13 protein-coding genes are annotated in these 15,707 nt (G+C 63.6%); 10 read left to right on the top strand and 3 right to left on the bottom strand.

Translation table 11 applies throughout. The features are described 5' to 3' along the window. Positions 1 to 30 precede the first annotated feature (30 nt). On the bottom strand, positions 31 to 390 hold the full coding sequence (locus ACWTU8_RS15655) for a septal ring lytic transglycosylase RlpA family protein (RefSeq protein WP_455848863.1): 360 nt from the start codon (positions 388 to 390) through the stop codon (positions 31 to 33). A 284-nt stretch (positions 391 to 674) separates the two neighbouring features. On the opposite strand from ACWTU8_RS15655, the gene ACWTU8_RS15650 reads away from it, so the two are divergent. From ACWTU8_RS15650 to ACWTU8_RS15605, 10 genes are all read left to right on the top strand, one after another. Next, positions 675 to 860, top strand: coding sequence for a hypothetical protein (locus ACWTU8_RS15650; protein WP_455848862.1), 186 nt, complete (start codon positions 675 to 677; stop codon positions 858 to 860). Positions 861 to 1,305: 445 nt separating this feature from the next. Further along, on the top strand, positions 1,306 to 1,758 hold the full coding sequence (locus ACWTU8_RS15645) for an RrF2 family transcriptional regulator (RefSeq protein ID WP_455848861.1): 453 nt from the start codon (positions 1,306 to 1,308) through the stop codon (positions 1,756 to 1,758). Between the two features lie 37 nt (positions 1,759 to 1,795). Continuing rightward, the gene (locus ACWTU8_RS15640; protein ID WP_455848860.1) at positions 1,796 to 3,145 is read left to right on the top strand and encodes an FAD/NAD(P)-binding protein; all 1,350 of its coding nucleotides are present in this window, start codon (positions 1,796 to 1,798) and stop codon (positions 3,143 to 3,145) included. Positions 3,146 to 3,349: 204 nt separating this feature from the next. Further along, positions 3,350 to 4,825: a pyridoxal-phosphate dependent enzyme gene (locus tag ACWTU8_RS15635; RefSeq protein WP_455848859.1), complete on the top strand. Its 1,476-nt coding sequence runs from the start codon at positions 3,350 to 3,352 to the stop codon at positions 4,823 to 4,825. Then, positions 4,822 to 6,003, top strand: a complete 1,182-nt coding sequence (locus tag ACWTU8_RS15630; protein ID WP_455848858.1) for a cystathionine gamma-synthase — start codon at positions 4,822 to 4,824, stop codon at positions 6,001 to 6,003. Before ACWTU8_RS15635 ends, ACWTU8_RS15630 begins: the two co-directional genes overlap by 4 nt. Positions 6,004 to 6,323: 320 nt before the next feature. Further along, positions 6,324 to 7,298, top strand: a complete 975-nt coding sequence (locus ACWTU8_RS15625) for a GlxA family transcriptional regulator (protein ID WP_455848857.1) — start codon at positions 6,324 to 6,326, stop codon at positions 7,296 to 7,298. Positions 7,299 to 7,441: 143 nt separating this feature from the next. Next, positions 7,442 to 8,746, top strand: a complete 1,305-nt coding sequence (locus ACWTU8_RS15620) for a M24 family metallopeptidase (protein ID WP_065006482.1) — start codon at positions 7,442 to 7,444, stop codon at positions 8,744 to 8,746. Between the two features lie 355 nt (positions 8,747 to 9,101). Further along, the gene (locus ACWTU8_RS15615) at positions 9,102 to 9,782 is read left to right on the top strand and encodes an isochorismatase family protein (RefSeq protein WP_287331090.1); all 681 of its coding nucleotides are present in this window, start codon (positions 9,102 to 9,104) and stop codon (positions 9,780 to 9,782) included. A 27-nt stretch (positions 9,783 to 9,809) separates the two neighbouring features. Then, positions 9,810 to 10,802, top strand: coding sequence for an alpha/beta hydrolase (locus tag ACWTU8_RS15610; protein ID WP_455848856.1), 993 nt, complete (start codon positions 9,810 to 9,812; stop codon positions 10,800 to 10,802). Between the two features lie 363 nt (positions 10,803 to 11,165). Beyond that, positions 11,166 to 12,809: an ABC transporter substrate-binding protein gene (locus ACWTU8_RS15605; RefSeq protein ID WP_455848855.1), complete on the top strand. Its 1,644-nt coding sequence runs from the start codon at positions 11,166 to 11,168 to the stop codon at positions 12,807 to 12,809. 284 nt (positions 12,810 to 13,093) lie between these two features. Here ACWTU8_RS15605 and ACWTU8_RS15600 read toward each other — a convergent pair whose 3' ends face one another. Both ACWTU8_RS15600 and ACWTU8_RS15595 read right to left on the bottom strand, forming a co-directional pair. Continuing rightward, positions 13,094 to 14,581 carry a pyridoxal phosphate-dependent decarboxylase family protein gene (locus ACWTU8_RS15600; protein ID WP_455848854.1) on the bottom strand — a complete coding sequence of 496 codons (1,488 nt, stop codon included), beginning with the start codon at positions 14,579 to 14,581 and terminating at the stop codon, positions 13,094 to 13,096. 25 nt (positions 14,582 to 14,606) lie between these two features. Continuing rightward, positions 14,607 to 15,692 (bottom strand): PLP-dependent cysteine synthase family protein, encoded by a 1,086-nt coding sequence (locus ACWTU8_RS15595; protein ID WP_455848853.1) that lies wholly within the window; start codon positions 15,690 to 15,692, stop codon positions 14,607 to 14,609. Positions 15,693 to 15,707: the final 15 nt, after the last annotated feature.

The following is a 15,707-nucleotide window of genomic DNA, read 5'->3' as shown; positions in this document are numbered from 1 at the left end:
GTGTCCGGCTCAGGCCGGACACTACAAGCATCACACGCGGTCGGTGCACACGGAAGTATGGCCCGAACTGATGAAGCCGAGCCGCCTGGCGGCGCCTTTCGACAGATCGATCACGCGCCCCTTGATGAACGGGCCGCGGTCGTTGATGCGCACGACGACGCTGCGGCCGTTCTTGCGGTTGGTCACCTTCAGCTTTGTGCCAAAAGGCAAGGTACGGTGCGCGGCGGTCAACGCCGACGGGTTCATCCGCTCGCCGGAAGCGGTCTTCGAGTATAGCGCGTACCAGGAGGCGCGGCCGCATTGCGCGGCGGCAGGGGAGGTAGATGCGCCGACCATCAGGCCAGCTGCGATCGTCGCCGCGACAAGCGCGGTCTGGTTTGGTTTCGTCATCTGTGGCAAGTGGCTCCGTTTGACAGACCCGGCCGTTAAGGATCGAATGTGGTACGAAATGCGGCAGTCATCTGGCGGTTCCATGACTACAGTACACGTTTGGAGACGGTGGGAAACACTTTGTCAGAGGTTATTCGGCGTCGCCGCGTATCCCCGATGGTCTTTGTCCCGATATCCGATGTCGATATACAAGCAGAAGCGAATACGATCGGGTCGCCCTCCTTTCGCTTTGCCATCGCGGTCATGGCTGAATTGAGGATCGACTTGGAAAGGAAGTTCCGGCGATGAGATTGATCAAGAATCTGCTGGGGTTGGTCGTGCTCGCCCTCGGCGCGCTGTGGTCGCTGCAGGGCAGCGGCCTCGTCGGCGGCAGCTTCATGACCGGCCAATCGCAATGGCTCTATATCGGTATCATCACTGCGCTGGTCGGCCTGGGCGGCTTGGTGTGGGCGAACCGTTCGCGCCCCTGACACTCGAACCACCTCAGTGGTTGGCGGCGTTTCGGTTGACCGGCGAATGTGCGCCCGCCACAAACAAGCATTCCTGTTTTGCGCCCACCTAGGCAAATCAATCTGCGAATAGCCGAGGATTTGAAAACCGGTCCCTGTATTCGGGGTTAGTATAGTAGTCTTATCAACATTGCAGGAATTGAGAGAACGATTAGCGATGTCCATATCGCGGCGATCGCCTGCAGCATGAGTGTCGGCGCTGGCTGTCCAATTGGCGTGTCTCGCAGGAGGAAGAACGTCCGGCAAATAGTCTCAACGGCTGAAAACGAAGCAAAATCAACGGTGCCCGGCTTGTATATCATGTTGCTAGAATTTATGTGTCATACAGGCTTGGACGCGGGGGGCGCACTAGGCGCTTCGCAACCGGTGCCTCTGCGCCATCGCACGACAGGAAAACGTTCGGTCCATGCTCACGAAAAAGGGCAAGTACGGCCTCAAGGCGCTCGTCCATCTTGCGCGGCTGCCGGTTGGACAGCTCGCCTTTGTTGGCGATATCGCCACCGGAAACAACATCCCGAAAAAATTTCTCGATGCCATTCTGGTCGAGCTGCGCAACGCCGGTTTCGTCCAGAGCCGCAAGGGCAAGGAGGGCGGCTATCGCCTGGCGCGGCCGGCGGATGAAATCAAGATCGGCCACGTCGTGCGCGTGCTCGACGGGCCGCTTGCCCCCATTCCCTGCGCCAGCCGCACCCGGTATCAGCACTGTGAAGACTGCAACGAGGCGACATGCCAAGTCCGACATCTGATGCTCGAGGTCCGGCAAGCGATCGCCGAGGTGCTGGATCAGCGCAGCCTCTCCGAGATGCGCGATATCGCCGGCGACGACGACCTTTCGGCCGCATTGAAAATCCAGGCCTGAGCCGGAACCGACGGCTCCCGAGACAATTGGTGCGCGCATGACCGGCCGCGCGAATTCGACCGTCCCGAATTCTATCGTTATCGTTGGCGGCGGCGCCAGCGGCGTCGTCCTTGCCGCGCATCTGTTGAAATCGCCCAATCCGGATCTTCGTGTCACCCTGATCGAAAAGCGCCCGCATTTCGGCCAGGGCATCGCCTATTCCACGCTGCTGTCGGCGCATGTGCTGAATGTCAGCGCGGCCGGCATGAGCGCCTATGCCGACGATCCCGGCAATTTCTGGCGCTGGCTGCTTGAATGCGGCCTGGCAACCCCAGAGCAGGCGCCGGTCTACGCGCCGCGCAGCGTCTATGCCCGCTACCTGAAGGAGCTGCTGGACGAGCTCGAGGCTCGCGAGACGGGGCGTCTTCGACTGATCCGCGAAGAAAGCCTGACGATCTCGCCGACCGGGTCCGGGGCCGAGGTGACCCTGGCCAACGGCACCAGCGTCGTCGCCCACCTTGCCGTGCTGGCGACCGGGCACGACGAGGAGCCGGGCGCCGGCCAGGGCCATGCGATCAGGATGGGATCGGAAGCCGACACCGCGCTCGACCCGGAAGCCCGAGTCCTGGTGCTGGGCACCGGCTTGAGCATGGTCGATGCGTTCCTGTCGCTCGAACAGCGCGGCCATCGCGGTGAGATTATAGCGGTGTCACGGCGCGGCCTGCTGCCTTCGCCGCACCGCAAGGGCAATCCGATCAAGCTCGACGTCGCCGACATTCCGCTCGGCACCCAGCTTTCTTATTTTGTCGGCTGGTTTCGCGACCTGATCCGGGAAAACCAGAAGGCCGGCATCGACTGGCGCGACGTCGTCGATGGGCTCAGGCCATTCAACCAGAAGATCTGGCAGAACTGGCCGTCCTCGGCCAAGCGCCGCTTTGTCGAGCACACCAAGGCATGGTGGGACATCCACCGCCATCGCATGGCGCCACAGGTCTACGCCCGCGTCACCGAGGCGGTTCAATCGGGCCGCATCCGACTTGTCGCCGGGCGTGTCGTCGGCATCACGGCGGGTGACGAATTCACCGTGCAAATCCACTCACGCCACACGCAGCGTCGAGAAACGTTCGAAATCGCCCGCATCTACGACTGCACCGGCATCGCCAGGGACATCTCGACCACCTCGAACAGCGTGGTGCGGTCGCTGGTCGACCGCGGGCTGGCCCGGCCGGATCCGCTGCGCCTTGGCCTCGACGTATCAGACAATTGCGAGGTCATCGCCAGCGACGGCACCGTATCGGCCAAGATCCTGGCGGTCGGACCGCTGACGCGCGGCACCTTCTTCGAGATCGACGCCATTCCGGATATCCGCGTCCAGTGCGCGCGTCTGAGCAAGCGGTTGCTGGGGTGAGGCAGAATCTGTTGATGGCAGAGGGGGTGGGAAGGATTGCTGCAGAAGGTGTTTGGGTTGAGACCACCAGTAGCTGAAGACCGGATCCCATTCCCCGTCTGGCCAACGGATTGGCACGATCTATCTTCTTTCAGACTGCAAACGGCTGGAAAAAGAAGGCTGACAGCCTGCCCAAGGCGGTCGCTTGACCATGGAGCATCTGATATGAGCAAGCATAAGATCGCCGCACCCGACAGTTCCCCCTCGGGCAGTGCCCATTCGGACATGGCCCCATCCTCAGACAGGGCAATGTCCCGCCTGCGTCCGCCCTATGCATCGGTTCTCGACCTGATCGGGCAGACGCCGGTCGTCGAGCTGACCAAATTCGCCATCGGCAAGTGCCGGCTGTTCATCAAGCTCGAAAGCCAGAATCCCGGTGGCTCGATCAAGGACCGCATCGCGCTGTCGATGATTGCCGCCGCCGAAAAACAGGGCAAGCTGAAGCGCGGCGGCACCATCGTCGAGGCGACCGCCGGCAACACCGGTCTCGGCCTCGCCCAGGTCGGCATCCCCAAGGGCTACCGCATCATCCTGGTCGTGCCCGACAAGATGTCGCGCGAAAAAATCCAGCATTTGCGGGCGCTCGGCGCGGAAGTGCGTATGACCCGTTCCGATGTCGGCAAGGGTCACGCCGAATACTATCAGGACATGGCCGAAAAGATCGCCGCCGAGCTGCCCGGCGCCTTCTATGCCAACCAGTTCGCCAATCCGGCCAATCCGGACGCCCATGAAACCACGACCGGTCCCGAGATTTATTCGCAGCTCGACGGCGACGTCGACGCGGTGGTCGTCGGCGTCGGTTCGGGCGGCACGCTGACCGGGCTTGGCCGCTACTTCGCAAAGGTCTCGCCGAAGACCGAGATGATCCTCGCCGATCCGGTCGGCTCGGTGCTGGCGCCATTGATCAAGACCGGCAAGATGCAAGAGGCCGGAAGCTGGACCGTGGAAGGCATCGGCGAGGATTTTGTGCCGCCCAATGCCGATCTGTCGCTGGTCAAAAAGGCCTACTCGATCACCGACAAGCAGAGCATGCTGGCGGTGCGCGACCTGCTGTCCAAGGAGGGCATCCTCGCCGGCTCGTCGTCCGGCACCCTGCTTTCGACGGCGCTTCGCTATTGCCGCGAGCAAACCGTGCCGAAGCGGGTCGTCACCTTCGTCTGCGACAGCGGCAACAAATATCTGTCGAAAGTGTTCGACGACTTCTGGCTGATCGAGCAGGGCCTCGCCGAGCACGAGCAGCATGGCGACCTGCGCGATCTGGTGATGCGCACACACCGCACCGGCGACATCGTGTCTGTCGGCCCGGACGAAAGCCTGCTCAACGCCTATGGCCGCATGCGCCGCTCGGATGTCTCGCAATTGCCGGTGCTGGACGACGGCAGACTGGTCGGCATCGTCGACGAAAGCGATATCCTCGCCCACGTCGAAGGCCCCTATGACAGCCGCTGGGACCGCTTCAAGGCCCCGGTGCGCACGGCCATGACCGCCAATTTGCACACGCTGCAGGCCAGCCAGACGCTGGACGCGCTGCTGCCGGTGTTCGACCGCAACGAGGTCGCGATCGTCTTCGACGGCGACGAATTCATCGGCCTGATAACCCGCATCGACCTGATCAACCATCTGAGGCGCCGCGCAAGATGACCATCAAAGCCACCGTATCGGGCAGGAACCGTCTGGCCTTCTCGACGCGCACGATCCATGGCGGCCAGAGCCACGACCCGACGACGGGCGCGGTGATGGTGCCGATCTATGCGACCTCGACCTATGGCCAGCAGAGCCCGGGCGTGCACAAGGGTTTTGAATATGCCCGCAGCCAGAACCCGACCCGCTTCGCCTTCGAGCGCGCGGTGGCCGATCTCGAAAGCGGCGCAGCCGCCTTCGCTTTCGCCTCGGGTCTGGCGGCGATCGCCACCATTTTCGAACTGCTCGATTCCGGCGCCCATGTCGTCGCCACCGACGACATCTATGGCGGCACCTTCCGGCTGCTGGAGCGGGTGCGCAAACGCTCAGCCAACCTCCAGGTCGACTTCGTCGACTTCACCGATCTTGACGCGGTCGAAGCGGCGATCCGCCCGGAAACCAAACTGCTGTGGGTCGAGACGCCGACCAATCCACTGCTGCGCGTCGTCGATCTCGAAGCTGTCGCGGCACTGGCCAGGCGCAAAGGTGTGCTCTCGGTCGCCGACAACACCTTCTGCAGCCCCTATCTGCAGCGGCCGCTGGAGCTCGGCATCGACATATCAGTTCACTCGACGACGAAATACCTCAATGGCCATTCCGACATGGTCGGCGGCGTCGCCGTGGTCGGCGACAACAAGGATCTCGCCGACCGGCTGAAATTCCTGCAGAACGCCATCGGCGCCATTTCCGGGCCGTTCGACAGTTTTCTGGCGCTGCGCGGCCTCAAGACGCTGGCGCTGAGGATGGAGCGCCATTCGTCAAACGGCCAGAAGATCGCGCACTGGCTGGAAAGCCGCCCCGACATCCGCCGGGTCATCTATCCCGGCCTTCCCAGCCACCCGCAGCACGCAATTGCCAGGCGGCAGATGCATGCCTTCGGAGGTATGATCACAGTCGAGCTCGACCGCGACCTCGCCGGCACAAAACGCTTCCTCGAACACACGCAGCTGTTCACGCTCGCCGAAAGCCTCGGCGGCGTCGAAAGCCTGATCGAGCACCCGGCGCTGATGACGCACGGCTCGATCCCGGCGCAAAAACGCGCCGAGATTGGGATTTCTGATTCGCTGGTGCGGTTGTCGGCGGGGATCGAGGATGGCGATGATCTGATTGCGGATCTTGATCAGGCGTTGGCGAGTTGAGCGGAAGCAGTCGTGTCGGAGGACTTGTGCTGAGACGGGCAATTGTCGATGCGGCGCTGCCCCTCACCTGCCTCCCGGCATCCTCTCCCCGTATAGTGACGGGGAGAGGGACGACTTCGTTTATGATTTCGCTAATCTTCTACGCCACAGAACAAGCGCCGAGGCCGCAGCTGCCCCTATCTCCCCGTCACTATACGGGGAGAAATGCCCGGCAGGGCAATGAGGGGCGGCGCCAACGCTCCGGAATAGGTAATTGACCTGAGCCGCATCTGGGCGGAATTGTAGCGCCACGATGCCTCAGTTCGCCTGACTCCGAAGCAATGAACAACCGACAGCACCACCAACCGACGGCTGCCGACCCCCTGACCTTCGCCGTGCTGGTCTTCCCCGGCTTTCCGATGATGGCGTTCAGTTCGGTCATCGAGCCGCTGCGCGCGGCGAATGTGCTGGCGAAGCGGGAATGCTACCGCTGGATCATCGTCGGCGCCGCCGAGGGGCCGGTCGAGGCCTCGAACGGCGTCGTCATCCAGCCCGGCTTCTTCGCCGAAAATGCGCCGAAGGTCGACCGCGTCGTCGTCTGCTCGGGCGGCAATGCCGATCATCTCGTCGCCGACAATGCCGTGAGCTGGATCCGCAGGAGCCTGCGCGGCGGCGCCCATATCGGCGCGGTGGCGGATGCCGCGTTCTTCCTTGCCCGCGCGGGCCTGCTCGACGGCCATGCCTGCACCCTGCACTGGACCAGCCAGGCCGCCTTCACCGAGGCCTTTCCGGACATCGAGCTCAGGCGCGATCTCTACGTCATCGACCGCAAGCGCTTCACCTCGGCCGGCGGCGTCGGCAGCCTCGACATGATGCTGGAGATCATCACATCAGACTATGGCGCCGAACTTGCCGCCGGCGTCGCCGAATGGTTCGTGCACAGCCCGCTGCGCTCCAGCGTCGACCGCAAGCTGATGCCGCTGCGCTTACGCACCGGCGTCCAGAACGAACTGGTGCTGTCGGCCATCGCCATCATGGAGAATGCCGTGGAGGAGCGGCTCGGGATGGCGGAGCTGGCTGTGAAGCTGGGCGTCTCCTCCGACAAGCTCGAACGAAACTTCCGCTCAGAGCTCAGCATCTCGCCCAACGGCTATTACCGCCGCCTGCGGCTGAAGCGCGCCGCCGATCTCCTGGCGCATTCGACGCTGATGGTGCGTGACGTGGCGCTGGCCTGCGGCTTCGCCTCGATGTCGAGTTTTGCGCGGGCATTTCGGGAGGAGCATGGGCACGCGCCGAAGGTGGCGCGGAGGCATTAGGTCTTGCGAGACGTTGGCGCGACAGGGGCCTTCGTAGAGCGCTACGGAACGACTTCAAGCGGCATCCGGCACAACATCTGCGGCATCCCGCACAGCCTCTGCGCGGCGCATGGCTCATCTTCTCCACCTCCAGGAGGCACCCGATGAGCATCGTCGTTTTCGACCCCGACAGCACCGAGGACGTCGACTTTAGGGATCGCATGCGCCACCCGCCGGCGGCCGACCCGGCCGGCGGCATGTGGCTGTCCGACACCGAGCCGTCCTTCATCGATGCGGACGCGCTGCGCAAGGGGCGGCTGGCCAGGCTGCGCGCCTGGATGCGCGAGGCCGGCTATGGCGCCGTCGTGCTGTTCGATCCCTACAACCAGCGCTACGCCACCGGCTCGCGCAACATGTTCGGCTATTTCCTGCGTAACTCGACACGCTACTTCTTCATCCCTGCATCGGGGCCGATTGTGCTGTTCGAGTACCCGCAGAGCTACCATGTCTCGATGGTGCTCGACACGATCGACGAGGCGCGGCCGTCCAAGCTGGTGTGGTCTTCGGTGTCGGGCCGCGACGACGAAACCGCAGGTCCATTCGCCGACGAGATCGCCGAACTGCTCAAGGCGCATGGCGGCGGCTCGATGAAGCTCGGCCTCGACCGCTGCGGCCATCTGCAGGCGCTGGCACTGGAAAAGCGCGGCTGCGAGGTCAGGGATTGCCAAGGTGAAATTCTCGCCGTGCGGGCAGTGAAGACGCCGGAGGAAGTAAAATGCCTGCAGGTGTCGATGGCCGGCGCCGAGGCCGCCGTCTATGCAGTGCGTGAGGCGATCAAACCCGGCGTTTCCGAAAACGATCTGTTCGCCATCATGTATCACGAAGTGATCCGGCAAGGCGGCGAGTTCATCGAAACCCGCCTCTTGACCTCCGGCCAGCGCACCAACCCGTGGTTCAACGAAGCCAGCGGCCGCAAGATCAGGCCGGGCGAACTTTTGGCGCTGGATACCGATACGATCGGCTGTTACGGCTACTATTCGGACTTCTCGCGCACCTTCCGCTGCGGGCCGGGCAAGCCGACGGATTATCAGAAATCGCTCTATCGCATGGCCCACGACCAGGTTCAGCACAACATCTCGATCGTCAAGCCGGGCATGGCGTTTCGCGAGATTGCCGAAAAGGCCTGGAAGATACCGGACCGCTTCGTCGACCAGCGCTATACGTCGGTGATGCACGGCGTCGGCATGCATGGCGAGACGCCGTTCATCGCGCATGCCATGGACTACGAGACCTATGGCCGCGACGGCTTTGTCGTGCCTGGCATGGTGGTGAGCGTCGAAAGCTATATCGGCGAGAAAGGCGGCCGCGAGGGCGTCAAGCTCGAGGACGAGATCCTGGTCACCGAAACCGGCACCGAGCTACTGTCGCGCTTTCCCTATGAAGACGATTTCCTGGAGAAACAGGTTTGACGCTCATTCCCTCGCGCAGAAGTTTTGATAGCCGGACGCGTTTAACCGGTCGCAGACCTTGGCGACTGTCGGAAACACCCTTCGCTTCGTCGTCCTGGGGCGGAGCAAGGAGCGCAGCGGCGCGGCGCAGACCCCAGGATCCATGTCGTGACTTCAGAGCGCTGCTGCGGTGCGGAATTCTGTTCCGCCGCACTCCTCGACAGCCGTCACGGCATGGATCCCAGGGTCTCCGCGACGGAGCTTCGCTCCTGCTTCGCCCTGGGATGACGAAGCTGGCTAGGCGTCAGCCAATCTCCACGGCTTGCGGTAGCCCACCGAAAGGAACAGCGTTGGCCGGGAAGCCAGGCGCGGTCGCATGAAAACGCCCATTTCCATCGAACGCGGCACGGCGGCCGCGGTTTTCGTCGATCTCCAGGAGGAGCATCGGCAGGACAAGCGCTATCTGGTCGAGGGTTTTGGCGACATTCTCGCTAACGTCCAGCGCCTGCAGGCGACGGCGCGGGCCAATGATGTGCTGCTTTATCATTCGGCCTATATCGTCGATCTCACCAGGGAGGCGCGGCGGTTCCATCCAGTCGATGCGAATGGCAGGTCGGCTTTCTCCGACAAGGACGATCCGCTGACGGCGATCTGTCCGGAAGTGGCGCCGGTCGCCGGCGAGATGATGCTGGTCAAGACTGAGGCCAGCGCCTTCGGTGCGGGCCCTGCCGGCGGCCGGCTCAAGGCTAAAGGGATCGAGTGGCTGGTCGTTGCCGGCGTGTGGACCGAGGCCTGCATCGACGCCACCGTCAGGGATGCGGTATCGTCAGGCTTTCGCGTGCTTTTGGTCAAGGATGCCTGCGGCAGCGGCAGCACGGCGATGCACCAGACCGCGATCCTCAACCTTGCCAACCGGCTCTATGGCGGCGCCGTGACCACGACCGAAGGCGCTTGCCGATTGATGGCAGGCGAGACGGTCGATGCTTGGCAGGTCGTGGGCTCGGTGCCTTTGCGCTTTACCTATGAGAACGCGGCCCAGCTCTACGAAGAGCTCTGACGCTTCCAGCGGATTTGGTGGGACCGGATGGCGATCGTCAGCGATGCCGCAAAGCCCGAGACAGCAAAGCGCGGAAAATACGCGACGCTGCTCGACCCGGCGCTGTGGACCTATATCGACCGGGTTAATGCATGGTATCCGCCCGGCGTGGACCTGCCGGTCGACAAGCAGCGGTCGGTCTATGACGCGATGTGCCGGGCGTTCCACGCAGGCATTCCCGCAGGTGTCGAAGCCAGCGACGGCACGGTTGCCGCCGGCAGCCATGCGATCCCGATCCGGCGCTACCAGCTCGCGGGGAAGGCGCCGCAAGCGATGGTCGTCTATTATCACGGCGGCGGCTTCGTGCTTGGCGGGCTCGACAGCCATGACGACATCTGCGCCGAGATCTGCGCCGACACCGGCTTTGCCGTGCTGTCCGCCGACTACCGGCTGGCACCCGAACATCTGCATCCGGCCGCCTTCGACGATGCGATGGCGGTGTTCGAATGGGCGGCGGCGACAGCCGGCCTGCCGATCGTGCTGTGCGGCGAGAGCGCCGGCGGCAATCTTGCCGCTGGGGTGGCGCATGCGACGCGCCATGATCCTCGCCCCGCAATCAGCCAGGTGCTGATCTATCCCGATCTGGGCGGTCCGGAGCCAGGCGGCAAAGAGAGCGCCGGCTCCTATGTCGAGCACGCCGAGGCGCCGCTGCTGACGCTTAGCGACATCGAATTTTACAGACAGGTCCGCTCCGGCAAGACACAGTCACCAGCTGACCCGACCTTCCTGCCGCTGCGCGACAGCGATTTCTCCGGCCTGCCGCCGACGGTCGTCGTCACCGCGCAATGCGACCCGCTGTCGTCGGACGGCGAAGCCTATCGCGACCGCATCCTTGCCGCCGGCGGTCGCGCCTGGTGGTACGAAGAGCCGCGCCTCGTGCACAGCTTCCTGCGGGCCCGCAAAACCGTGCCGCGGGCCAGCGAGGCGTTCACCCGCATCGTCGCCGCCATCGCCACGCTTGGCAAGGGCGAGTGGTTGTAGTGACAAGACTGGTGTGACTTGCCCCTTCGCCCTTACCAGAGCGTTGGCGCTGCCCCTCACCCTCTCCCCGTGAACAACGGGGAGAGGGATCGCTAGCGTTGCGGCCAAGCCCCTTCTCCCCGCCCTTCACGGGGAGAAGGTCCCGGCAGGGGTTGAGGGGCAGCGCCGAGATCGACAGTTGATCATTTCCAATATGAGTCGGATGCCCACTTTTGTGTGACTCAGCTGCCTCATATTGACTCTCTCTGTTTCATTGCCCCTGCGGAACAGCGCACAACAACTGCGGAAACCCGAACACTTCCCCACTCAAGCCCACACTATCATTGCCCATGGCCAAAGGCGCGCCGGCAGGGAGGATCGACGATGAAATTCATGTTGACCGACAGAGCGTTGCATCCGCAGGCTGAGCCCGTCGCCGACGGCTTCAGGAAAGGCAGCATGAACCGGCGCGAGTATCTCGCCACCATGGCCGCACTTGGCGTCAGCGCCGCCGGTGCGCTGGCGCTCGGCGGGCTTGCACCCTCGCCGGCCAGGGCGGCCGAAGAGCCGAGGCGCGGCGGCGTCCTGCGCGTCGCCATGAACGTCAAGGGCTGGAAGGACCCGCGCACCTTCGACGGCGTCGAGATGTCCAACGTCGCCCGCCAGTGCAACGAATATCTGGTGCGCTGGAATCGCGATTTCACCTTCGAGCCGTGGCTGCTCGAGAGCTGGGAGACCAGCGACGACGCGCGTGTGCTCACGCTGCACATCCGCAAGGGCATCTCCTGGTCGAACGGCGACACCTTCAACGCCGACGATGTCGTCCACAACCTGACGCGCTGGTGCGATGCCGGCGTTGCCGGCAATTCGGTCGCCGAGCGCATGGGGGCGCTGATCGACGCCGCCACCAAGAAGCCGGTCGACGGCGGCATCGAACGTGTCGACGACTTTACCGTCCGGCTCAATCTGCCGAAGCCCGACATATCGCTGATTGCCGGCATGACCGACTATCCGGCGCTGATCATGCATCGCAGCTACGATGGCGAAGGCGATCCGCTGAAGGCGCTGGCGATCACCACTGGACCTTGCGAACTGGTGCAATGGGACGCCGAGGTCGGCGCCGAGGTTCGCCGCAAGGACAAGTCATGGTGGAAAGGCGACTTCTATCTCGACGGCATCCAATGGATCGACTACGGCTCCGATCCCAATGCCATGTTCTCGGCCTTTGAATCGGGCGAGATCGACACCAACCACGAAACCGCCGCCGACACTGTGTCGCAAACGGACGCCATGGATCTGAGCAATTCGGAACTTGCCACCGGCTCGACCATCGTCGCGCGTTTCAACGTCGGCAATCCGCCCTATGACGACATCAGGGTGCGGCGCGCCGCCCAGCTCGCGGTCGACAATAGCGCAATCCTGAAGATCGGCATGGACGACCGCGGCAAGCCGGCCGAGAACCACCATGTCGGGCCGATGCATGCCGAATACGCCGATATCGGCCCGGCCGTCCGCAATGTCGATCAAGCCAAGGAGTTGCTTGCCGAGGCCGGCAAGTCAGACCACGAATTCGAGCTCATCTCCGTCGATGTCGACTGGCAGAAGAACACCGGCGACGCCATCGCCGCGCAGATGCGCGACGCTGGGCTGAAGGTCAAACGCACCGTGCTGCCGGCGGCGACGTTCTGGAACGACTGGAGCAAATATCCCTTCTCCTGCACCGAGTGGCTCGGCCGGCCGCTGGGCGTCCAGGTGCTGGCGCTGGCCTACAGATCCGGCGCCGCGTGGAACGAGACCGCCTACGCCAATCCGGAGTTCGACATGCTGCTCGACAAGGCGCTGGCCACACCCGACGCCGGCGCCCGCAAGGAGATCATGGCCAAGCTTGAACAGAATTTGCGCGACTCCGGCGTCATCATCCAGCCCTACTGGCGCTCGGTCTACCGGACCTATCGCAAGGGTGTGCATGGCTGCGAGCAGCACCAGTCGCTCGAGCAGCATTTCGAGGAGGTCTGGCTCGAAGCGTGAGCCTCGTTGCGGGGCACAGAGTAGTCGTTTCAGGTTGCGCTGCCCTCATCCGCCTGCCGGCACCTTCTCCCCGTAAACGGGGAGAAGCCCGTTGGCCGCTACCTCGGCGCTCTTTCTGCAACGTTCGTGATGGGCGAGCGATCAATGACAGCGCTCCTCTCCCCGTTCTACGGGGAGAGGATGCCGGCAGGCAGGTGAGGGGCAGCGCCGACATCAACAGTCGATCATTCACACGAATTGGGCGCTGTGATTTGTCTGAAGCGATTCCCTTTGTTTGACGATCCTTAGCCGGCGACCCCAAGCCTCAGGATCTCGTTCCCAAGCCGCACTGTTTCCCGCACCAGCAGGTCCAAATCGTCGCGCCGGGTGCGGTGGTTGTTGATCGCCACCCGCAGGCAATGCTGGCCGTGCACCGTCGTATCCGAAAGGGCTGCGATGCCTTCTTCCTGCAGCCTCAGCATGATTTCGGTGTTGATCGCCTTTTGCCGCTCTCCCGTAATCCCGTCGCCACGATAGCGAAAACAGACGATGTTGATGTTCGGTGGCGCGACCAGTTCCAGCAGTGGCTCGGCCTCGATTAGCGTTCCGAGCGTGTGGCCCTGTGCGATGTTCTGGTCGATCAGGCGGCCGAACTTCTCGATGCCGTGCTCCTTCAGCCCCATCCACACTTTCAGCGCGCGAAAGCCACGTGACGTCTGCAGGCCGTAATCATGCAGCCAGTGTCCGGAGGCGAGGCCGCGCGGCGTCGATTCCAGATATTCCGGCGTGACCGCGAAGGTTTTGCGATGCGCTGAAGCATCCCTCACCAGCGCGCAGCCCACCTCGAACGGCGCATGCAGCCATTTGTGCGGATCGAGCGCGACCGAATCGGCCCATTCGATACCGGCGACGCGATGAGCATTCTCTGGCGCGATGGCGATCAACGCGCCGATGCAGCCGTCGACATGGAACCAGACGTCTTCCTCATGCGCCAGCTTGGCAAGCGCCTGCAGATTGTCGATCGCTCCGGTGTTCACCGTGCCGGCATTGCCGATGATGCACGCCGGCTTGAACCCGGCCGCACGATCTTCGGTGATCGCCGCCCGCAGGGCCTCGATGTCGATCCGCAATCCGGCGTCGGTCGGGATACGGCGCAGCGCATTGTTGCCAAGGCCGAGTGCTTCCACCGCCTTGCGGTGGCAGGAGTGAAGCTGATCCGAGCCATAGAAACGCAGCGGGTTCTCGATGGCGGCAACGCCATGCTCGCGCACGTCGATGCCCGCCTTGGTGTTGCGTGCCACCGTCAGGCCGATGATGTTGGCCATCGAGCCGCCGCTGACCAGCGTGCCGCTGGCCGATTGGGGAAAGCCCATCATCTGCTTGCACCAGTCGACGACCTGGCTGTCCATCAGGGCGGCGGCATGGTTGCCGCCGCCAAGATTGGAGCCCTGGATCGCCGCCAGGAAATCACCGAGCGCCCCGGTGAAATTGCTCGATCCCATATACCAGGACCAGAAGCGCGGATGGATGTTGCCCATCGGGTAAGGCATCACGCTCCTGGACACATCGCCATAGACTTCGGCCAGCGGGGTTGGTGATTGCGGCAACGGCGCCGTGAAGAAGTCCCTCACATCTCCAGGCATCTCCCGCCACACCGGCCGCTCTCTGACATCGCGCAGGTAAGCGATGGCATCGTCGACGATCCGATACGACAGGACCTGCACATCGGCCCAGTCCGAGGGGTCAAGCGTTTCCTCAATGGCCGTGGCGGCGAATCCAGGCGGCGTGTCCATGCAGGTCGCTCCCGATATGCCGCCGTCACGCCGGAAACTGGCAGCCGGGCGTCGACTGCGACAGCGCGATCTCCTCCGCGTCCATCTCGGCTTCGATGCCGTCGAACAATGGCGTCGTCATGTAGCGTTCGCCGGTGTCGGGAAGCATGCACAGGATCACCGAGCCGGGTGCAGCTTTTTCCGCGATCTGGCGTGCCACCGCAAAAGTCGCCCCGCCGGAGATGCCGGTGAAAATCCCTTCCTTTTGCGCCAGCGCCTTGGCCCATTTGATGCCCTCGGGCCCGGGAACAGGCATCACCTCGTCATAGAGGCTGGCATTGACCGCCTCCTGCAACACGTTGGGAATGAAATCCGGCGTCCAGCCCTGGATCGGGTGCGGCTCGAACGCCGGATGGCTGGCGGCCGGCGCGCCGTCGGCGCCGCGCTCCTGCGCCTTGCCGCTGCCGATGAGCTGGGCGTTGGCGGGTTCGGCCAGCACGATCCGGGTTTCGGGACGCTCACGGCGCAGCACGCGCCCGACACCGACGACGGTGCCGCCGGTTCCGTAGCCGGTGACGAAGCAGTCGAGCCGCGATCCGGCGAAGTCGTTGATGATCTCTCGCGCCGTCGTCGCCTCGTGAATGGCGGCATTGGCCTTGGTCTCGAACTGGCGGGCCAGGAACCAGCCATTGGCCTCGGCGAGTTCCACCGCCTTGTTGTACATTCCAAAACCCTTCTGGGCGCGCGGCGTCAGCACCACCTTGGCTCCCAGCATGCGCATCAGCTTGCGGCGCTCGATGGAGAAACTGTCGGCCATCGTCACCACCAGCGGATAGCCTTTTTGCGCACAGACCATCGCCAGCCCGATGCCGGTGTTGCCACTGGTCGCCTCGACGACCGTCTGGCCCGGCTTCAGGGCGCCGCTGCGCTCGCCCTCCTCGATGATGTTGAGCGCCAGCCGGTCCTTCACCGACGCCGCCGGATTGAAGAACTCGGCCTTCACATAGATCGTCACATGATCGGGGCCGAGATTGTTGACCCTGATCACCGGCGTATCGCCGACCGTGTCGATAACGCTGTCGAACAGGCGGCCGCGCCCCGCCGTGGTTCTGATTTTCCGTTGCTGCAACATGTCTGCTCTCCTCTT

This window comes from Mesorhizobium sp. BHbdii (assembly GCF_053848045.1).
The sequence above is the reverse complement of the archived record's forward strand: the minus strand, read 5'-3'. Positions and strand labels throughout refer to the sequence as shown.